Source organism: Sellimonas catena, from assembly GCF_027924685.1.
Lineage (GTDB): Bacteria > Bacillota > Clostridia > Lachnospirales > Lachnospiraceae > Sellimonas > Sellimonas catena.
The window spans coordinates 15,148-35,885 of record NZ_BSBO01000013.1; the positions used below are offsets into that span (position 1 = coordinate 15,148).

Here is a 20,738-nt window from a genome sequence, read left to right on the forward strand (position 1 = left end):
TTACTCCCTTTCTTCTTCCCACTTTTCTTCTACAACATCGGCAATCCGTTCCATTGCCCTTGTCATAGAAGGAAAATTACTACTGTTACTTGCTTTTCCAATCTGATCAATAAGAAATTCCGGCATATCTGCAAGTGCTCCGGCAATCATAGCCTTTACCCGGATATCCTCCAGCATAAGAAGCTCTTTTACACCAAATTCTTCACCAAATACATCCTGATATCTCCGTAAGTCATCCAAAAGATATTCCGGTTTTAAATCTCTATCCATTTCCTTTCTTTTATCATCACCATATAAACACCAGTCCATATTCTTTTCTCCTCCATCTTCATAAAATTAGGGACTGCTCACACAGTCCCCTCAAAATCATCGTTATTTCTCGTTATAATACTGAGGCAAGGTCTTTCGCCCTATTCTTTGGGATTGTATCTGTCCCTTTTGCTTTGATCTCCGCCTTGGCTTTCTCCAGTTTTCCATGGATTCCACCTTTTGCTTCTGTTCTCCCAGTTGCTTTTTCTGCTGCTTTTTCTTTCTCCAGACGTGCTTCCCTGCGTTCGGCATTTTCCATAACTGCTGTCTTTCCATCACAGAACTGAACCTTATCCGAAAGCTGTTCCTGCCTCTCTACCTGCGTCTCATTGACTTCCTGTACCATGGCATTTAATTCCGGTACTTCAAACATTCCGTTATCAGGAAGAATCAGCACCTCATGAATTGAAGAGGGAAGAACAAAATAATCACTTCCCAGGCATTCACCGATCTGCTTACGAATATCTTCCTGCAGTAACAGTGATGCACCATTCATTTTTTGTGCATTTGAAAGACAGAACATTGGATTTTCCATTGCTTCAACATTCAGTTTTTCATTCAAAAGATTTTCTGCTTCTTCACCAAAAATCATGGATTTTATCATTTCATTCATGTCCATCAAAACAACACCACGATTTCTGTCTGCCGCCACTGCATCTGCCTGGATTTGTTCTGCTGTCACACCCCATTCATTCATAAGATTGACAGTAACCGGAATACTACCAATTCCTCCCTCGTTTTCTTCCACATTCACTGCGTAATATGCTGCAAAATCTCCATGTTCGGTAACAACTTTATCAGCCAGGCGTTCTTCATTCCATTCCCGGTCACAGATTCTCACCTGTAATTTGTCCTTCATTTTTTCATAATCCAAAATATCCGGAAGACCCATATTGATAAATGCCGCTTTGTCCTGCACTTCAATACGCATATCTGCCACATCACCCACACAGGAATCCAGATTTTTTCCATTGACATATTCCATATAAAGAGAATCCAGATATACCATCGGCACAGCTCTTTGATCACCCTGTGGAATTGAAATGCCAGTCAACCTTAATCCATTATTTTTTGCAACTTCTTCAATACGGATTTCTCCATTCTGATATGAATCCGGCAAATAGTCTTTTACATTATCTTTGACATATTCATAAAATTCTTTTCTGTTCATCATACGCTTTTACCCCTTTCTGATCATGTGATGGTTCATTCTTTTCCTGCTGACCATCTGCTCGGCTTTTTTCTGATAAGCCATCATTCTTTTTAAAGTTCTCTCCTGGTTCTTTCTTGCTTCCTGTCTCTTTTCCATTGTTTTCATCATATTTTTCTGTCCCTTTCTGTGAATTTTTGTATTTTAAAGGGAGCCCTGATTCAGGGCCCCCTTTACTGAGGATTACTGTTTTCTGATTTTCTTTCTGCTGATATAAAGTCCTGCCATGCCTCCGGTAGAGATAAGCAGAAGCAGAATCGGCAGCCAGATATTTGTGTTATCTCCTGTCTTCGGTGCATCTGATACCTTCGTCTCTTCATGGGACTGCGGCACATCTGGTGTGCTTGGTGTTTCCGGAACTTCCGGTTTCTCATTTGTCAGATTGAAAGTAACTTCTACAACCGGCGTACTGTCGTCTGCGTAGGCAAATGTCACTTCATGCTTGGTCTGATCCAGTGTGTATCCATCCAGTGTTTTTGTCTCCACCAGATAATACTTGATTGCTGTATCATATTTGCCGTTCTTGAATGCGGCAATCTCATACAGCTTACTCTCGGCATGACCGGCAGCATCTGTTTTTAAGGTTTCCAGGACCTTTCCTTTGCTGTCACGGAATTCAAATTCTACTCCTTTCAGCGGTTCCCCAGATGATTTATCTGTCTTATTGAGAATGACTTTTCCCTTGGCAGTATCATCTTTCATAACCACTTTCTGGATTTCTCCAGTATCCTTCACCTCAAATGTCACATCCGATGTCAAAAGATATCCTTTTGGTGCCTGTTCCTCTCGTAAGGTGTATCTACCAATTGGCAGTTTTTCAATATAGTGTGCCTCCTCTGTGGAAGTCCAGCTCTCTACTACCTGATCGTCCTTATCAAGAATCGTTAGTTTTGCACCAGGAATCTCTGTATCTCCTGTGATATCTGTCTTGCTGATCTGAACCTTGGTCACATCATCTTTCATCTCATGCTTCTGAATCTCAGCTGTATTCTCAACCGTAAAGGTAATGCTCTCTGCAGTAACATATCCGTCTGCCGGTTTTGTTTCCGTCATGGTATACTCATTACCTACAACAAGTTCTTTGATCACATGAGATTCTTCTGTAGAAGTCCATTCATCCACAACATTTCCATCTGCATCCGTCACTTTCAGGTGTGCACCTGGAAGTTCTTTGCCTGTGGTCAGGTCTGTTTTTGTCAGTTCCACTGTGGTCGGCTGATTTTCAAACGTAAAATCATAGCTTACTTCTGCCTGATCTTCTCCGGCATATTCAAAGGTAAACTCCTGCACTTCTTCCGTTGTCACAAATCCGTCCGGTGCACTGTTCTCTTTTACATAATATTTTCCATCTACTGGAAGATCTGCCGCAAAAGTGATCTGTCCTTTCTCATCGGTTGCTTTCTGCTCGATGAGGGAATCTTTCTCAAGCAACACATCTCCGTTTACATTTTTGATATCTTCACTGGTATAAAGGCCGAAGACGCCGCCTGCAAGAACACGGTCTGTATCTTTTTCTTTCTTCAGAACAGTAACCTTTACTTTCTGACGGGTATTCTGCCATTTTTCATCATAAGTGATTACCGGTGTGTCCTGATCACGGTAGGAAAGATCAACATATCTCGGTTCTCCATCCAATACATAGCCATGGGCAGTTTTAACTTCTTTCACATAGTATTTGCCTGCCGGGAGATTATCCATCTGTGCAATACCATTGGAATCTGTAGTAATAGTTCCTACTTTTTCATCTGCTTTGTAATAATCTTTGCTGACACCATCTGCCGCTTTGATATCTTCCGCAGCAAATACATCGAAAGTCACATCTGTAAGGCTTCCGGTTACATATTCGAAGAGATGCTCCACAGTGCCTTTTACATTGTCCAGAAGTGTCACTTTATCCAAAAATTCTCCATTTTTGTTGATGATTAAAAGTCCTGTCGGCACTTCATCTTTCATCTCTACCTTCTGAATCTCTGCGGTATCTTCCAGTGTGAACTTCACATCCGTTGCTTTCAGATATCCATACGGTGCGATTTCTTCACGAAGGGTATATTCCTCCCCAACGGTCAGTCGTTTAATCACATGTGGCTGGTCTTTTACAGAAGTCCACTGATCTACGACATTCCCCTCTCTATCAAGAACGGTGAGTTTTGCTCCATCCAGTTCCACACCTGTTGTCACATCTGATTTTGTAATTTCAACCGTTGTCGGCTGATTCTTCTTCACTGTTTTCAGTTTTACTGTCTTCACGTCCTGTCCCTGATAAGAAGCATCCAGATTCAGAACTTCATCGGAAGAAACGAATCCTGCCGGTGCCTTTAACTCTTTTACATAATACTGTCCGAGTGGCAGATCCAGCGTACAGGAAGCAATTCCATCTTTATCAGAAGTCATTTCCTGTAACAGGGTATCAGCGTTGACAATGACTTTGCCTTCTGCTTTGATATCATCTTTGTTATAAATGCCAAAGACTGCACCTTCTACCGTTGCTCCGTTTTCTGCATCCTGTTTTTCTACCTGGATTGCAACTTTCTGTCTGTCATCACCAACAGTCACTTCCTGTTCGATCACAGGTGTATCCTGATCTGCATAGACAAATGCTACATCCGATCTGTCATGGTTCAGAACAAATCCTTCCGGTGCTGTTTTTTCTACCACATAGTAAGAACCAAGCGGCAGGTTATCTGCAACTGCTTTTCCGTCTTCCCCGGTCGTTACCGTTGTTACCAGAGCATCTTTTGCATAAATCAGCTGTCTGTTTCCATTTTCATCTTTCTGATAATCCGGTGTGTAGATATTTTCCGCTGCATAGACGTTAAACTCTGCACCTTTCAGATATTTTTCTTCATAAACAAAATCCTTTTTGAATCCACTCAGCATCTCACCTTTTTTATAGATCGTCAGCTTTCCTTTTACCGGATGATTCTCGTAATCAACTGTGATAATGGCATCGCCGCTTTCTGAATCCATCTGATAAGCAGTGTTTGCATCAACAGCAATCTCCATATAATTCTTGTTGATTGTGTACCCTTCCGGTGCGTTGACTTCCTCAATCCGGTAATGTCCGATTTTCAGGTTCTTTGGCATGATCAGATAACCCTGACTGTCTGTAAAATAGGACTTGTGTGTGGTTGTCACAGGATAAGTAGTTACCTGCTCCACATATTTTTTGTTATCCAGGTCATATACCTTAAATTCTGTTCCTGCAATCAGGACTGATTTCTTTGTTTCATCGTCTTTTTTCACAATTTTCAATTTTGCCTTGAACTCTTTGTCCAGAAGCACACGCCAGATCTGTGGCTCATTCGGATGGTTCTCTGTGATATTCACTTCAAAATCATCGACTGGCTTGTAATTGTGTGGTGTTGTTGTTTCACGGACAATATAGCTTCCAAATGGTAATGGAATACTGCAGGCATAACCTTTTTCATCTGTAAAAATCTCAGTAGCTCCGTTTTCTCCACTCACTACTGGTTTAGCAGAATCAAAATCATAGCTTCCATCTGCTTTCTTTGTAAGGGAAGATTTCAGATAAACTGTAAATCCGGCTCCGGATAACAGATCTGCATCGGTCTTTCCATTGTTGGCTGCTTTGATAATCTGGAACGGCTGCTTGATCACCTGTTCACTGGAAATGCATTCTCTTTTTACTTCTGCAGTCATATCACCTTCATAACTACATTCAAGATCATGTTCTTCTGTATCTGCCAGGTATCCGGTCGGTGGTGTGATCTCCTTGACGTAATATTTGCCAAGATATAAGCCATCTACAGAAGCCTGTCCTTTTTCATCCGTTGTAAGAGAAGCCACCTGTTCCCCTGCTTTATAAATCACACCGGTTGCTCCATCCGGATGCACGATATCTTCACGGGCATATAATCCGTAGACTGCACCTTTCAGTGTTGCATCGCCCTGCGGAACGGCTTTTCCTGTTTCTTTATCAACTTTGAATAAATTGATTTTTGCTGTCACACGGTCATTGCTGAAGGTATGGGCGAAAGATACGGTTGCTTCTTTATCATTGGTGTAAGAGAACTTGAACGTATACACGTCTTCTGTATTTCTTACATAGCCTTCTGGTGCCTGGTCTTCTTTTACGGAATAGGAATGATTGATAGGCAGATCTGCTGTGAATTTTGCCTTTCCATCCTCACCGGTAGTGGCTTTCTCAATCAGGGTGCCTTTCTTTACAACAACTACACCATCTGCATTTTTGATATCGTCTGCCGCATACAGGGCGAAAATACCACCTTCCAGCGGTTTCTTTGTATCTTTATCCTGTTTTACTACAGTGACTTCTGCTTTCTGACGCTCATTGTTGAAGGTGACATCCGCAAATACAACTTCTTTATTCTGTCCGGCATAAGTCAGCGTCACTGTCTTTTCTTCGCCGCCATTATAGAAGTTGTCCGGTGCTTTTGCTTCTTTTACCACATAAGTTCCTAGATGGAGATTCTTCAGGGTAACAGAGCCATTCTCACCTGTTGTCAGATTTTCTTTCACCAGATCACCTTTGCTGTACACTTTTGTACCATACGCAGTCACAATATCTGCTCCGGCATACACGTTGTAAACAGCATTTTTTTGTCTGCGGTTCTCATAATGGAATACGGTTCCACTCTCACTGACTTCTGCTCCGGTAAGCACCTGACCTTCTTTATAAACAGTAAGCTCTGCAAGCTGCTCCTTATTTTCCACGGTTACAGCTGAGGTCTTACTTGCTACCAGTTTTACATTTGTTGCCGTTGCATTTACTACATATCCCTGTGGTGCTGTGATTTCTTTCAGATAAACGGTATCCTGTGTCTTGATAATCGTAACAGAGGATTTTCCATTCTTATCTGTTGCAGGCATCTGAGTGATCAGCTTTGTACAAGCCTCATCGCTGTAAACGCCAAATACTGCACCTGCAAGATTGACATTCGCTGTATCGTCTTTCTTTACGATTTCGATCGTAGCCTGTTCAATCCATGAGACCTTTAAGCTTACATATTTTTCATCAGCAACACCTTCTCCAAATACAAATGCCAGATCCTGAACACTTGCATTCGTAGTCAATTTATATGCTGAATAATCTTTTGTAATACTTCCCTTCATTTTTGCAGAAAAAGTATCACTTACATCTCTTGTCTGTGTCAGAGGAGCTGAGAGATAAAACGTGGTTCCTCCTCCAATTGTTACGCTTGCACCTGCCGCACTTACGGTTCCAGTAGATACATTATGGAGCTTTACTCCTTTTGGTAAGTCCATTGTGATTTTCTGCTGGGAAGATGCGTTGAACTTAATGTTCTCCGTTCTCTGAACATTTCTATCTACATAAGCTTTTACATCCGGCTTTGAAAATGACATCGCTACATCTGGTATTTCCGGCTTATTCACACAATAATTATAGAGTTCTTTTGCCAAAGCCTCTCCTGTAGCATTGGTTCCGTAAAATGCATCACTGCTTCCGTTGGCATATGATGCAGCCATGTGAATGATGATGAATCTTTTTCCTTCTGAAAAATCCGTGTGTTTATTCGCAAAAAAGCTTTCGCTCCCTGCGGCATCTGTGCCGTAATAACACACTTTTGCTAACGCCTGATTGTCTCCAATCTTTGTAATTGTATAATTTCCAGATCCAGGTCCTGGCTTAGCTGGCTGTACACAATACGCAATTGCTCTGACGTTTCCGTAGCTGATATAGTACGGCTCTGTCAGATAGGTTCCAAGATTATAATCTGCATATCTATACAGTGGTCCTTTTTCAATTGTTACCTGCTGTGTACTTCTTGCTGAATAAGCTGAAACTGCTTCAAATGTTGCAATCTCTCCCTCTTCCATAGCATCAAGATCCACACCTTCGTCTCCTGCCTGTTCCAAAACATCATGAAGCTCTAACCCTGATTCTTCATCATAGGTATCCTGATTCTGTGCCTGCTCTACTAAATCATCAAATTCATCAGCGTCAATATCGGTAATCTCCGAGTCTGCTTCTGAATCCTCCGCTTCCTCTGTCTGCTGTTCACTGCCAGCGGTTTCTGATTCGGTCACTGCTTCACTCCCTGCAGTTTCAGTCTGAGCTTCTGTTGCTTTCTCACGCACAATCAGTTTTCGGCTGATCTGGTACTTCGGATGCTCTTGATTTACCGGTTCCACATAATAGACCGCTTTGTAAGTGTCCGCATGATCTGTCGTAAAATCCTCATCCTTGTCATTCTTTGCTTCCTCAAATGTGACTTTGACCTTGTTATCATCCTTGATTTCCAGTCCCGTGTAATCTGATTTCACATCAAATACACTGCCTGTTTCAATTTCATAATCTTTGGCAGTCACCACCTCATCTTCATCCAGAAGGTCTTTCACTTCCTCATAAAGTGGAGGTTTTTCCTCTGGCTGGATCTCCGCTGCATATGCCGTCATCGGAGACAGCACTGTACTAAGCATTGTCATGCCTGCCAGCAAGCCAGATACTACTTTTCTAAAATTACCTTTTTTCTTCATGCTAAGGTCCTCTCTTTCATATATTTGTATTAAAACAGACAGTCCTTAGACTGCCTGCAATACACTACTTATCGTTGTGGAAAAATAAGATTGAACTGTACATTTCCCTCTCCGGGATCGACCATCTCCACAGTTGCTTCATACTGTCTCCCTGTTTTTCTTGATACCAGATCCTTATAATGGATTTTTCCTTTAGACAGGAACTTCTTTGCTGCCACCTTATCCATCTTTTTTCCCTGGCTTGCAAGAAATTTATCATTTTTCCATAAGGTAAAAGCACATTTCCGGTCAGAACAGTAAAAATTTACTTTTCCTTCCCTGACATCTGCTCCACAGCGGGGACATTTGCCAATGACTTCTCCTTTTGCCTTTCCCTGAAACTGATTTTTCTTCTCTTCTGAAATCCCCTGATACCTGGCAACCAGTTCCTGCATCAGCTCTGTAATCCCATTTAGGAATTCATCTGCTGTCTCTGTATTCTGGGCAATATGATTCAATGCCATTTCCCACTCTGCGGTCATCTTCGGAGATTTAATCTCATCCGGTAGAACCGTAATCAGCACATTTCCATCATCTGTCGGCACCAGATTTTTCTTTTCCCTTTTCACAAAGCCAGACTGAATCAGTTTTTCAATGATTGCTGCCCTTGTTGCAGGAGTACCAAGTCCTTTCTTTTCTGTATCTTCGGTCAGCTCTTCATTCCCTGCACGTTCCATCGCAGAAAGCAGGGTATCTTCTGTGTACTGTTTCGGTGGCTGTGTAAAATGCTCCGATACAAAAGAATCACAGGGACCATAATGCTTGCCTGCCCAGATATCCAACTCCGGCTCTTCTTTTTCTGCAATGATTCCAAAGAACTGTTTCAGTTTTTTCTCAATTGTCTTGAACCCTTCCTGTTTTGTTTTCTTTGCATTGAGATAAAACGTATGATAATTGCAGGTAATCTGACATTTATGACTCTCATAAATATAAGGATCTGCAGTTGCTGTCAGAACCCTGGCACTGATCAAATACAAAATCTTGCGGCTTCGTTCTTTCAGTTCACCAATATCTGCTTTGGCTACTTCCATGGTTGGGATAATCGCATGGTGATCGGATACTTTCTTTGAATTTAATACCTTACTCACGTCCGGTTGATATTCCAGACCTTCAGCATAAGGCATTTTCCCAAATAACATCTGAATCAGAGTTTCTGTACTTTCTCCCATCTCATCTGTCAGATACTGGCTGTCTGTTCTCGGATAAGTGACAAGCTTCTGCTCATACATCTCCTGCACAGCATCCAATGTCTGCTGTGCGGTATAGCCAAACATTCTGTTAGCTTCCCTCTGCAGGGTGGTCAGATCATAAAGCTTCGGAGGGCGGACCGTTTTCTCTTTCACATCATCCTTCTCCACTTCGCACATGCGCTCCTGACACTCTGCAGCCACTTTATCTGCATCTTCTTTTTTCTGAAAATTCTCTGTGACCGCATCCATATCGTCAAATTTGATATGAGCCATATAATATTTCTCTTTGGTAAATTCCTTGATCTTCTGATTTCGATCCACGATCATGGCAAGTGTTGGTGTCTGTACTCTTCCAACTTTCAGATTCTGGTTATACAGAACAGAAAAAAGACGGCTCGCATTGATTCCCACCAGCCAGTCAGCCTTTGCCCTGCAAAGAGCTGACTGATAGAGACTGTCATAACACGAACCGTCTTTTAATGACGCAAATCCATCTTTAATTGCCTGTTCTTCCATGGAAGAGATCCAGAGTCGCTTCATCGGCTTTTTACATCCTGCCTGCTCATACACCAGACGGAAGATCAGCTCACCTTCACGTCCTGCATCAGTGGCACAGATCACTTCATCTACTTTGGAATCTCTCATAAGTTTCTTTAAGATTCCAAACTGCTTTTTCGTACCTTCCAATACCTTATGTTTCCAACATTCTGGCACAATCGGCAGATCATCATATCTCCATTTTTTATATTTTTCATCGTATTCCGATGCATCACATAATCCAACCAGATGTCCTACGCACCAGGAAACGATATAACCGTTTCCCTCCACGTAGCCATCTTTTCTTGTTCTGGCTCCAAGCACGGAAGCCAGTGCCATCGCAACCGATGGCTTTTCTGCAATCACTAATTTCATTTACTCCTGCTCCTCTTCTTCATCTTCTAGTACCTCATCATTGAAATCTTCATCTTTCAAAACTTCTGTCCCTGCATTTTCCTGTTCTTCCTGCTCATCTGCATCGTCTACCTCCCGTTTTTCTGACTCTGAATCTTCGGATTCATTTTCATCCTCTTCCATCTCATCTTCATCATCATATTCATGTTTCGGTTTGTAGACTTTCAAGTAATAACCACCTGCCGCAGCTCCAACAGCAACCAATCCGATCAGTAGATAAGTCCCTGCCAAACTTTTGTCTTCTGGCATCTGAATTTCATCCTCTACCTTATCTTTCTCATCTGTCTCTGTCGTTTCCGGCTTTTCTTCTTCAGCCTGTTTCTCTGGTTCTGCATAAACAATATCTACTTCCGGAAGTGTCACAGAATCAGAAAGTGTGAAGTTCATCAGGTCTTTCTCACTGACTTCGGTAAGGAAATACACATTATCCTGAGATTTTGAATTGTCGATGATCAGATAAAAAATCTTACCACTCTTAGTTGAAATGGTATAAAACTCTTTTGTGCCTTCCGTAGCTGTTTTGGTAACAGAATCTGCTGTCTCGCCTTCTTTATTAAGCTGTTCCTCAATACCTGTCACTGTCCGATCATCCACAGTTCCTTTTGCATCTGTTGGCTCAGAAGCCTGTGCATCCTGCGGAAGTGGTGAAGTCGTTGTTTTCTCAGTCCCAGTTGCATCTGCACTGGTCGTGGTTGCCATCGCACCATTGCTGTCACCTGAAGTTTTCTGTTTCTCTGCCTGCTTCTTTGCCCATTCATAATAAGGATTCTGCAACACATACTTTTCAGAAGTATTTCCGGCACCATCCGTTACCGTGATTTCAATCTGTTTTGTTGTAAAATCTTTCTGTGTCAGTTGCACTCTCAGCATTCCATCCTTCAGATCTGTATAAGTGGTGCCATTAACTGTCACAGAAGTAATGCCGGAAACGGTATCATTTCCCTGAATCGTCAGTACACCATCTGTCAGAGATGCAGAAAGCGTAGGCTTTTCTGTGTCATAACACTTAATAGAGCGATTCTGCTCATAGACCTTCCCCTCACCATCTGTCACACGCACATAGACCGTCTGATTACCAGTAATGGAAATACTTCCATTCCCTGTCACATCCTGCCAGCTTCCGTCTTTCCCAGCTTTCGCTTCAATTTTTGTGATAGAAAATCCTTCTGGCATATGACTGGCATCCACAGTAATTGCGACTGCCGTTTCCCCCTGTCTCCAGCCATCTGGCTTTTCAATCGTAATTGCGGGTGCTGTATTCTCTGCCGCTAACACACTCTGTGTCTGCAACATAGGCGATGTCAAGCAAAGAATCGTTGTTGCCGCAAGCAATCCTTTTTTCACGCTATTTTTAGATTTCTTCTGTTTCATCTTCTCTAAATTCATCATCAGACCTTGTTTCCTCCTTCTGTATTTCTACCCTGCCGGGCAGTTCATTTTTCATTCTCTTTTTGAAAGCTTCCAGCTCTGGAATGCTCATATCCATTGCACGGATAATTTTTACAATTTCCAGATTTTCCGCTTCTGTTTTTGCTATCTCCGCAGCCTTGAAACGCTTTAAATCTGCTTCATATCTGGCTTTGGATGCTTCCATTTTTTCCTTGGCTTTCTCATAATCTGCCGTTGCTTTTTCAAGACTTTTCATCGCTTCTCCTTTCCGGACGGCTGTTACACCGCCCTTTTCCTTACCATCGTCCGAATCCATAGAAATGACTCTGCCAGTATGGAGAGTTGATGGACGTATACTGCACCGGATGCCCACAATGGATCATCTGACCATTGCCCACATAGATTCCGATATGCGTTACCGGAACTCCTGCATCGTAAGTACCTGTAAAGAAGATCAGATCTCCTGGCTGTGCTTCTGACTGAGATACCGGCGTACAAATGTCATACAATCCCTGTGCCGTTAATCTTCCTGTATTCCTTACACCTGAATGTGTCAGGCAGTAACTTACGAATCCAGAACAGTCAAATCCACTTGGCGAATATCCACCCCACACATACGGTGTCCCAAGATATCTCGCTGCTTCATTTAACAAACGCTGTGCTGCTTCACTGGTATATTCATTGCCGCCAAATCCTGCCCCTTCTCCTGTTTCCAGATAAAAGATCGGGTTTAACCGCTCTCCATTTTTCAGAAGTTCAATGTGAAGATGGCTTCCTGTAGAATTTCCAGTATTTCCTACAAGCCCTATCTCATCACCTTTCGTGACGGATGCTCCTGCAGATACACTCCGGCTGCTTAAATGTGCATACCGCAGTTCATAGCCTTTACTGTCCTTGATCACAACATAATTGCCATAGCTGTCGTTATAAGCAGAAGTTGTAACCGTTCCGGTCAGCCCTGCCATTACTTTTGTCCCTTCCGGTGCTCCGATATCCATACCATTATGAAGCTGATTTGCTCCTGATATTGGATGAATCCTGTATCCATAATAGCTGGTCACACTGGAATACCAGTTAAAATCAACCGGTGTTGCAAACATCTGCAAGTTGCCTTTTGTATCGTTGTAGGCACTGAACAGTTCTTTCTGGAAAAATCCCAACCTGTCCTGACAGATTGACATCAGGTTTCCACTATTTAAGGTGACATTCAGCACATCTACATCTCTTGTCCTGGTCACTTCCACTTCATTGCTTCCATTATCATCTGCCAGATAACATTCCCATGTTTGATGTCCATGTGCAGATGCTGCCGCATGACTGTCATAATAGACATCAAACTGTACACCGTATCTTGCGAAAGCTCCGGTATCTTCTACGGTATATTCGACACCATTCATAACTACCTTTGTTCCCATTGGTACAAACGGATTGGAAGCATCTACCGCTAAGGTATGATTGGCAGTTGGATATGCTCCACTGGCAGTCGGTCCTCCGCTCCAAATACCACAACAGATTGGGCAGTTGCAATAGCCACTGGTAACAACCTGTCCCAAAGATTCTCCAACCCTTACTGTCGCAGTCTCTGTCACAGTCTCATTCACTGCTTCAGTAGTCAGATGGTATTGCTCTGCAAACAACGCATCCAGTTCTGGCTTCACCTGCTCAAACGTAAACTCCTCATATTTTGCAGACAGGTAACTGATCAGGATAAACGGATCATGCTCTATCGGACCAATATCATAGCGGTACTCATCATGCCCCGGTTCTTCCGATTCCATGTTGTTGATCCGCTCCTGCAGATTAGCTTCCAGCTGTGTGTAATACAGTTCCGCTTCCCGGATTGCCTGATCCGATGACAGATAACTGGTTCCGGTATAAGTGATCACATTTTGTAAAAACACTGCAGAGCAAGACGTGACATTCGTTATGATCAGAAACATCAATCCGATCAGAACTGCTACACTGATATACACCTTCCGGTTTTCTTTAAAGAAGTTGGTGACTTTGCCGCCAATCTTCTTGATATAATCAATCGTACCTTTTGTAGCTGTTCCTACTGTCTGTTCACTTCTCTTCGCTTTGGCATAATCCCGTTTGATCTGTTGCTTCTGAATCTGTTTTTTCAGTTTCTTCTGCTCCTGACGGGCTGCAGCCTGTGTCTGTTTCTCTGCCTGTCTTTCAAGTCTGCTTCTTTTTCTGGATGCCCTCTGTTTCCTGCGTCTGGCACTTCTCTGTTCCAGCCGGTAAACACCTTCGCCGCTTTCTTCTAACTTATGGGCACCTTCTACCGCCGCATTATCATCTTCATTTTTGCTGATCTCACGGTGCAATGCTGCGGAAGTTGCACTTCCTGCTTTCTTGACAACAGAAGTTTTTTCAGTTTTCACAGATTCCCCTTCTCCAAACTTCAAGCGGGATTTCTTCTTTCCAGGAGCTTCCCCTTCATTTGCCTGATAGACCTGTGCTTTCTTGGAATGCTGCTTTGCTTCCTTTTTCTTTCTTGCTTCTTCATAAGAAAACTTTTTGGCTTTTTCTTTCTGTTTCTGATGGCGGAAATTGACTCCATCCGTATCCATCTGGTTCAATTTCTCCATATCTTTGTCATTTTTCACAGAAGCACCAGTTTCCTCATAAGCAAACTTCAAACGTTGTTTTTGTTTTGGCTTTTTGCTGCCACCTGTCTGATTTCTCCGGCTGTCTCCTCTGTTTTCTGATAGATCAGCACGTTTTTCTTTCAGTCTCCCTGACTGTCCGGCTTCGGATTTTTCTGCAAGTCTGGATTCTTTTCCGACTTCAGCACGGATTCTTTTTCTATTTTGCTGTTTACTACACTGTCCAAAATCCTCACTTTGCTTCTCTGTCCGTATCAGTTCCGGTGCATCTCTGGATTTTTGCACAGAGGGTCGAATATTTTTCCCACTCCGTTCAGACTGGCGGGGAGACTTATCCACAAGGTTTTCTTCTTTTTCCCCCTGTTTTCTTCCCATCTGCACATCACCGACACGGTTACTGACACGAACAGAAGATTTATCTGTCAGGTTTTCTTCCACCAGACCATCCTTGGTCATCTTCTGGACTTTCTTGTCTCTGACTTTCATTCTCTGTTCTGCCACTGATTACTCCTCCTTCTTCGGATACCCTTTCCCTGCCTGTAATAAACAGAGAAAAGCGATGCCAAATACAGCACCGCCACTAAAAGTTAATACATATGAAATTGCTCGTACCATTGCTTTCTCCTTTGATTTAACCTGCTTCAGAAGTCTCCTCTAAGCGGGTTGTCATGATTTTATAGAGGGAATTCTTCGGGAATCTGTCTACAAATGGGATAATGACATTTCCATAGAACAGAAGTCCTTCACCCTCATTGCTGTTGGTTACATAGGACAGCTGAGTTGGTGAGATATTCAGCTGTTTTGCCAGAATCTGCCTGTCTCCGGAAGCCTGGTTCAGCATATAAATAAAATCTGAATTTTCAAATATATTCTCGATTTCCCTGGAAGACAGCAAATCCTTAATATTCTGGGTGATGCCCGTTGGAATACCACCCCATTTACGGAATCGCTTCCAAATCTCCACGCTGTAGGCTGCAGTTTGTTCTTCTTTTAAGAGAAGATGGAACTCGTCCACATAGTATCTGGTGGATTTATGGGCAGAACGGTTCATCGTTACCCTGTTCCAAACCTGATCCTGGATGACGAGCATCCCAATCTTTTTCAACTGCTTACCAAGTTCCTTGATATCAAAGCAGACAATGCGGTTATTGATATCCACGTTTGTCTGATGGTTAAACACATTCAAAGAACCTGTAACATAGATTTCCAACGAAGTGGCCAGTCGCTGTGCTTCTGGCTCTTCCTGTTTTCTCAGAAGGTTATATAAATCCTCTAGGATTGGCATCTTCTCCGGTACGGGATTGGCAAGATATTCCTGATAAACCAACCGCACACAACGGTCAATGATAGTTTTTTCTACCGGCTCCAGTCCATTCTTTCCTCCAACAATCAGCTCACACAACGACAGAATAAAATCTGCTTTCAATGACAGTGGATTATCTTCCTCGGAATAGTTCAGGTTCAGATCCATTGGATTGATATACTGGTCAGATACCGGAGAAACCCGTACCACCTGCCCGTGCAGTGCCTGCACAAGTGCCGAATATTCGGCTTCTGGATCGCAGACGATGATATCATCTTCTGTGATCAGGAAGCAGTTTGTAATTTCTCTCTTTGCTGAGAAGGACTTACCGGAACCTGGTGTACCAAGAATCAGTCCATTCGGGTTCTTCAAACGTTTTCGATCAACCATAATCATGTTGTTGGATAATGCATTCAGTCCATAATAAAGAGCCTCCCCTTCCTGAAACAGTTCCTGTGTCGTAAACGGCACGAAGATCGCTGTTGAAGATGTGGTAAGCCCTCTCTGAATTTCAATCCGATTGACTCCCAGCGGAATACAGGACATGAGTGCTGCTTCCTGCTGATAATCCAGCTGTTTTAAGGAACAGTTATATTTCTGTGCGATTCCCTGCACCTGGAAAATATTGTTATCCAGCTTCTGACGCTTCTTTGCGGTATTCATTACCAGAACCGTCACAAGGAACATTCTCTCATTTCTGGACTGCAGATCTTCCAGCAGGTTTTTCGCCTCTTCTCCATAGGTTATAAGGTCCGATGGAAGCACGTCCATATCATAACCGGAACGTACCGCCCGTTTCTGCTCTTCAATCTTCATCTTATCCAGATCTGAAATCTTACTCTTGATCATCTTGATTGCAGAACTCTGGTCAATGGACTGGATATGAATGTTGACATTGATGCTGTCATCCACATCCAGGAAATCTGCAAGCATCCGGTCTGTAAGCTCCGGTGCAAGAATCTGCAGGTAACTCACACTTCCCAGCGTTCTTCCCATCAAAAATGTCTGATTCTTGGAAAAGTTAAAGGAAGTCGGTGCAATAAAATCTTTGGTCTTTAATCCGGTTTCCGGAAGCATCTTATACTGGAACTTAAATGGTTCAATCCGATCCTGGTTGAACACATGATACATAATCTCCAGCCTTTCCAGACCATTCAGGGAATGTGCCTGTGCTCCCAGGACCTTAAAGTTATTTAAGATATCTGTTTCGACTCTTTCAAGCCTTGGCCTTGCCACCTTCAGGCTTTCTGCTTCGATTCCAAAAGTGATATACTTTGTCTTCACCAGACCATTATTTCCCTTGGAAAGCTGATTCTTCAACATGGTACGGTATTCTTCACGAATGGCATTGAAGTCATCGTTCTGATCCGGAATGTCAATGCTTTTCTCAAATTCTGCCACATCCACCTGCTGATTGATAAAAGACAGCTGCACACTGATGGAAGAATCAAAGTAATTTAAGAAATCACAATAATTCTCAAATATCGTAGTCTTATCCTCATTTAAAGCAAGCTGATAGTTGATGTCATAAAACTGAATCGTCTTGGAGAAAAAGGTCTTTGTCACCTGGCAAATACCATCCTGCAGCATCCGAATATACGGAATACTCTGCTGTGCTGTTGTAGGAATGTTTTTCTGTTTCCTGCGGTCCCGTTCCTGCTTCTTCCTACGCTTTTCCTGTTCTCTTTCTTTTCTGCTTTTTTTGTTTCTTCTTTCCTGACGGTTTCTTTTTTCCGCCAGGGACAGACGCTCCTGCTGAGCCTCCTGCTTTGTCTTTTTTGCCATCCGGCACACCCTCCTTTTTTACAAGGGTGGAAATCTCCTGATAAAAATTTTCTGTCTTATATGGTCTTACTGCCGGACAGATAAACTTCTGTCGAATGATATTTGCCACCACTTTTTCAAAGGGAAGACCGTCTTTTTCATACATTGCCATGAAGAAAAACGGAAGCATGATCGTTACCATCAGGATGGCTGCGATACTGGAACCGATTGGTTTTCTCATGAACAGATAAAACGGAATTCCCGCAACTGCGGCAAGTGAAAAGAAAATCAGCTGCCGCTTTGTCAGATTTAACGCTACTTTTGTTTTGACCTTTGTAAGGTCTTTGGGTACTGGTACATACGCCATGTATGTGCTCCTTTCCTGCCCGTTAGTGGGCATTGAATATTGATTTGCTAAGGCTTCCGGTCTTGAATAATGAAAATGCAAGAATCACGGTATAAGCCGCTACTGAAAACATTGCTGCATGAAGGTCACTGGATATGGTCATTGCATTTACTAAAACTGCATAAATTCCCACACAGACCATCATGAAGAATCCCTGAAATGCCAGTGCGAACAAGCCTTTTAAATAGTTGTTTCCGATATTGCCCCATTCCTTATTGGTCATGGTGGCAAACGGAATTGGTGCTATGGAAGTATAAAGGTAAATCTCTATCATTCTTCCGTATAAAATAACGGTTATAATGATCGACAGAATCCGCATGGTAATACTGATCAGCAGCGTTTCCATGGATAACAAGAACAAATCCCCCAGTTCCATATCTTCCAGTGCATCCACAATCCTTGTGATTGCTTCCGATGCGTCCACTGCTGTGTTTCCGGAAATTACTCCGGCGGCATTGTTGACCACATGCTGGCCAACGTCAAAGACCGCCATCGTGATATTGAACGTATTCGTCACCAGATAAATGGCTACATACGCCTTAAAGATCCAGAGGAAAATGTTGTAAGTCTCAAATTCATGGAAATTGTTTTTCTGCGTTACCATCGTAATCAGTTCATAGCACAGGACAAATGTGATGATCAGTCCCGCAATGGGGACAATCACCGTTTGGGAAATGTTCTGGATCAGATTGAAGATTCCGGCATTCCATCCCTGCGGTGTCTGTCCCACCTGCCCGGCTATGGTTCCCACCTGCTCATTGACAGACGTGAACATGTTATCCAAACAGGACTTGATAAGCCCGATCAGGATATCCTTTATCGCTTCCGTAATTCTCTCAATGATGGTGTTCATCTACCACTCCTCTTAAGAGAACAATGTTGCCAGCTGTGGAATCAGGGTAGTTCCCAGCAGCATGATTCCGGCACCAGCCATCAGCTGTTTGATGCCCTGGCTCTTAGCACCGGGATTGTCGTTTCCATATCCTTCCAGAAGGTTTACGACACCCCACACGCCAAGACCTGCGCCGATTGCGACTACAAGAGTTTTTAAAGTTGTAATTGCACTGCTAAAAAATGCCATATACATTCACCAAAACTGACTTCTTTCAGGTGTTTACGGGAACGAAAATACACCGACTAAAAAGCCGGTGCACCTAATGTCAGTTATTCCTTTCCTCATTATTTTCTGTTCATTCCCAAGGTTACTCCGACAGTTCTACATGAATTACTTCCACCTCTTCTTCAGATTTCGGTGTGTACTGCGGATTTAACTCTTTCTCTACTTTGTACCGGTTCTTCTCGTTTTCATCTGCAAGAAGCCGATAGTTTTTGTGTTTCGTGATATCATATTTGTCCGAGAAAAATGGTCTGGCCCCACGGATCTGCAGGATACATTTTCCACCATCCATGACTGCAATCTCATCTTCTGTCATCAGCTGTTTGCCTGTTTTCTGGTAATTCAATCCAAAGGACTTCTGATTGCTCCTCGTTTCCGAAGTGTTATACAGGTCAATGGTTTCCTTACCCAGAAGCTCGCTCATTTCCTTTAAGGTAGTTTTCTCTTTTCCTCCAAGAAATAGTGTGGTATCACAGTTACCCAGAATAGTATCTGCACTATCCTTATACATTGCCTTTAGCTGACTCTGTGACTGCAAAATAATAGAAGCAGAGATTTCCCTGCTTCGGATGGTTGCAATCAGCTTGTCAAACTGAGGAATTTGTCCAATATTGGCAAACTCATCAGCAATGACACGCACATGAACTGGCAGTCTTCCACCATATTCATCATCTGCTTTGTCACAAAGCAGATTGAAAAGCTGTGACTGTAACATGGCAATCACAAAGTTAAATGTTGTATCTGTATCGGACATAATCAAAAACAAGGCTGTCTTCCTGTCCCCGATCTTATCCAGTTCCATTTCATCATAAGACATGATCTCACGAAGTTCTGCTATATCAAATGGTGCCAGCCTCGCACCACAGGAAATAAGAATACTTTTGGCTGTTTTGCCAGCCGCCATTTTGTATTTTTTATACTGTCTGACCGCAAAGTGCTGCGGATCTCTTTCTTCCAGTTCCTGGAACATCATATCCACTGGATTCTGGTAAGTTTCATCCTCTTCACGGGTTTCGCTTTCATTCAAAAGATCCAGAAGGGTATTCAGATTCTTTTCCTCTTCATCTCCTTCATACCAGATAAAAGCAATCAATGCCGTGTACAACAGCTTCTCTGCTTTCACCCAAAAATCTTCGGAAGCTTTTTCCCCTTCGCCTTTGGTATTAACAATAATTGTTGTAACCAGCTTCAGGATATCTTTTTCAGACCGTATATAAGCAAATGGATTGTAATGAAGCGATTTGGAAAAGTTGATAGTATTCAGAACCTTAATCACATATGGTTCGTGTACCACTTTTCCTGATTTATCTTTCATAATATTTCCATTCTTATCTTTCTTAGGTGGTCCCTTTGCTAACATCTTCCCGCACTCCTCGATCAGAGTGCCTTTCGGATCTGTAATGACCATGGAACAGTTCATCTGCATGACTGACGGCTTAACGAAAAATCGAGTTTTTCCGGAACCACTGCCGCCAATGACCACTATATTTTTATTTCTTGCATACTTTGGCTGTTTAGGTCTACTTTCCATAGTCAATGCTTCTGTTGCTGTTAATGGAATATTCATCCAGGGATCTTCCGACATATAAGGTTTAATATCCTCAGCGTTTCCCCATCTGGCTGAACCATACTCGATTCCTTTCCGGAGTTTCTTTGCATCTGACTGTTTCTGCCATACCAGTAATTTCAGAATGACAGCTGCTACAATTCCTGTCAGCATATCACGCCAGTTAAAACTTGGCTGCAATCCAGTAAGAATCCTGTCTGCATGTTCCATCGCATATAATAGCTTGTTCCCAATATCTTCTCCCAGACTGTTTCTGTAAAGAAATGATGCCCGATTTGTATAAAAAGCAGTTAAGATATATGGGATATTGGTAAGAACCAGTTTCTTTTTATCCAGGGCGGACAGCCTGACCCTGATCTTATTCTTCCATTTTTGCATCAGATTTTTACCGATTTGCTTTT

At 42.6% G+C, this 20,738-nt stretch carries 14 protein-coding genes; all 14 read right to left on the reverse strand.

Annotation, left to right across the window (positions count from 1 at the left end):
* The 14 genes from Selli1_RS07365 to Selli1_RS07430 all read right to left on the reverse strand — a co-directional run bounded on the left by Selli1_RS07365 (position 1) and on the right by Selli1_RS07430 (position 20,715).
* Positions 1–309 (reverse strand): hypothetical protein, encoded by a 309-nt coding sequence (locus Selli1_RS07365; RefSeq protein WP_026648905.1) that lies wholly within the window; start codon positions 307–309, stop codon positions 1–3.
* Between the two features lie 73 nt (positions 310–382).
* A complete protein-coding gene (locus Selli1_RS07370; RefSeq protein WP_026648906.1) occupies positions 383–1,483 on the reverse strand; it encodes a DUF5688 family protein in 1,101 nt (366 codons plus the stop codon).
* Between the two features lie 6 nt (positions 1,484–1,489).
* The gene (locus Selli1_RS07375; protein WP_164651566.1) at positions 1,490–1,630 is read right to left on the reverse strand and encodes a hypothetical protein; all 141 of its coding nucleotides are present in this window, start codon (positions 1,628–1,630) and stop codon (positions 1,490–1,492) included.
* A gap of 72 nt (positions 1,631–1,702) precedes the next feature.
* On the reverse strand, positions 1,703–7,999 hold the full coding sequence (locus tag Selli1_RS07380; protein WP_114002797.1) for a SpaA isopeptide-forming pilin-related protein: 6,297 nt from the start codon (positions 7,997–7,999) through the stop codon (positions 1,703–1,705).
* Between the two features lie 68 nt (positions 8,000–8,067).
* The gene (locus Selli1_RS07385) at positions 8,068–10,140 is read right to left on the reverse strand and encodes a DNA topoisomerase 3 (RefSeq protein ID WP_055195143.1); all 2,073 of its coding nucleotides are present in this window, start codon (positions 10,138–10,140) and stop codon (positions 8,068–8,070) included.
* Positions 10,141–11,568: a CD1107 family mobile element protein gene (locus Selli1_RS07390; protein ID WP_028086446.1), complete on the reverse strand. Its 1,428-nt coding sequence runs from the start codon at positions 11,566–11,568 to the stop codon at positions 10,141–10,143.
* Entirely contained in the window at positions 11,531–11,884 is a 354-nt protein-coding gene (locus Selli1_RS07395; protein ID WP_227163109.1) for a DUF4315 family protein, read from the reverse strand. Before Selli1_RS07395 ends, Selli1_RS07390 begins: the two co-directional genes overlap by 38 nt.
* Entirely contained in the window at positions 11,865–14,666 is a 2,802-nt protein-coding gene (locus Selli1_RS07400) for a CD1108 family mobile element protein (protein ID WP_118440831.1), read from the reverse strand. Before Selli1_RS07400 ends, Selli1_RS07395 begins: the two co-directional genes overlap by 20 nt.
* Positions 14,667–14,684: 18 nt before the next feature.
* The gene (locus Selli1_RS07405; RefSeq protein WP_118440830.1) at positions 14,685–14,795 is read right to left on the reverse strand and encodes a DUF3789 domain-containing protein; all 111 of its coding nucleotides are present in this window, start codon (positions 14,793–14,795) and stop codon (positions 14,685–14,687) included.
* Between the two features lie 16 nt (positions 14,796–14,811).
* On the reverse strand, positions 14,812–17,268 hold the full coding sequence (locus Selli1_RS07410; RefSeq protein WP_173705535.1) for a VirB4-like conjugal transfer ATPase, CD1110 family: 2,457 nt from the start codon (positions 17,266–17,268) through the stop codon (positions 14,812–14,814).
* Positions 17,150–17,614: a PrgI family protein gene (locus tag Selli1_RS07415; RefSeq protein ID WP_044956137.1), complete on the reverse strand. Its 465-nt coding sequence runs from the start codon at positions 17,612–17,614 to the stop codon at positions 17,150–17,152. The genes Selli1_RS07410 and Selli1_RS07415 overlap by 119 nt, the downstream gene beginning before the upstream one ends.
* Before the next feature lie 22 nt (positions 17,615–17,636).
* Complete coding sequence (locus Selli1_RS07420) at positions 17,637–18,506, reverse strand: VirB6/TrbL-like conjugal transfer protein, CD1112 family (RefSeq protein WP_005344182.1); 870 nt, start codon at positions 18,504–18,506, stop codon at positions 17,637–17,639.
* A gap of 12 nt (positions 18,507–18,518) precedes the next feature.
* The gene (locus Selli1_RS07425) at positions 18,519–18,734 is read right to left on the reverse strand and encodes a Maff2 family mobile element protein (RefSeq protein ID WP_017144663.1); all 216 of its coding nucleotides are present in this window, start codon (positions 18,732–18,734) and stop codon (positions 18,519–18,521) included.
* A gap of 121 nt (positions 18,735–18,855) precedes the next feature.
* Entirely contained in the window at positions 18,856–20,715 is a 1,860-nt protein-coding gene (locus Selli1_RS07430) for a VirD4-like conjugal transfer protein, CD1115 family (RefSeq protein ID WP_222891062.1), read from the reverse strand.
* Positions 20,716–20,738: the final 23 nt, after the last annotated feature.

Excerpts from the sequence above, each read along its gene's own strand:
- Selli1_RS07365 (WP_026648905.1), bottom strand. The coding sequence starts at position 309 with ATGGACTGGTGTTTATATGGTGATGATAAAAGAAAGGAAATGGATAGA.
- Selli1_RS07370 (WP_026648906.1), bottom strand. The coding sequence starts at position 1,483 with ATGATGAACAGAAAAGAATTTTATGAATATGTCAAAGATAATGTAAAA.
- Selli1_RS07375 (WP_164651566.1), bottom strand. The coding sequence starts at position 1,630 with ATGATGAAAACAATGGAAAAGAGACAGGAAGCAAGAAAGAACCAGGAG.
- Selli1_RS07380 (WP_114002797.1), bottom strand. The coding sequence starts at position 7,999 with ATGAAGAAAAAAGGTAATTTTAGAAAAGTAGTATCTGGCTTGCTGGCA.
- Selli1_RS07385 (WP_055195143.1), bottom strand. The coding sequence starts at position 10,140 with ATGAAATTAGTGATTGCAGAAAAGCCATCGGTTGCGATGGCACTGGCT.
- Selli1_RS07390 (WP_028086446.1), bottom strand. The coding sequence starts at position 11,568 with ATGATGAATTTAGAGAAGATGAAACAGAAGAAATCTAAAAATAGCGTG.
- Selli1_RS07395 (WP_227163109.1), bottom strand. The coding sequence starts at position 11,884 with ATGGATTCGGACGATGGTAAGGAAAAGGGCGGTGTAACAGCCGTCCGG.
- Selli1_RS07400 (WP_118440831.1), bottom strand. The coding sequence starts at position 14,666 with ATGAAAGTCAGAGACAAGAAAGTCCAGAAGATGACCAAGGATGGTCTG.
- Selli1_RS07405 (WP_118440830.1), bottom strand. The coding sequence starts at position 14,795 with ATGGTACGAGCAATTTCATATGTATTAACTTTTAGTGGCGGTGCTGTA.
- Selli1_RS07410 (WP_173705535.1), bottom strand. The coding sequence starts at position 17,268 with ATGGCAAAAAAGACAAAGCAGGAGGCTCAGCAGGAGCGTCTGTCCCTG.
- Selli1_RS07415 (WP_044956137.1), bottom strand. The coding sequence starts at position 17,614 with ATGGCGTATGTACCAGTACCCAAAGACCTTACAAAGGTCAAAACAAAA.
- Selli1_RS07420 (WP_005344182.1), bottom strand. The coding sequence starts at position 18,506 with ATGAACACCATCATTGAGAGAATTACGGAAGCGATAAAGGATATCCTG.
- Selli1_RS07425 (WP_017144663.1), bottom strand. The coding sequence starts at position 18,734 with ATGGCATTTTTTAGCAGTGCAATTACAACTTTAAAAACTCTTGTAGTC.
- Selli1_RS07430 (WP_222891062.1), bottom strand. The coding sequence starts at position 20,715 with ATGCAAAAATGGAAGAATAAGATCAGGGTCAGGCTGTCCGCCCTGGAT.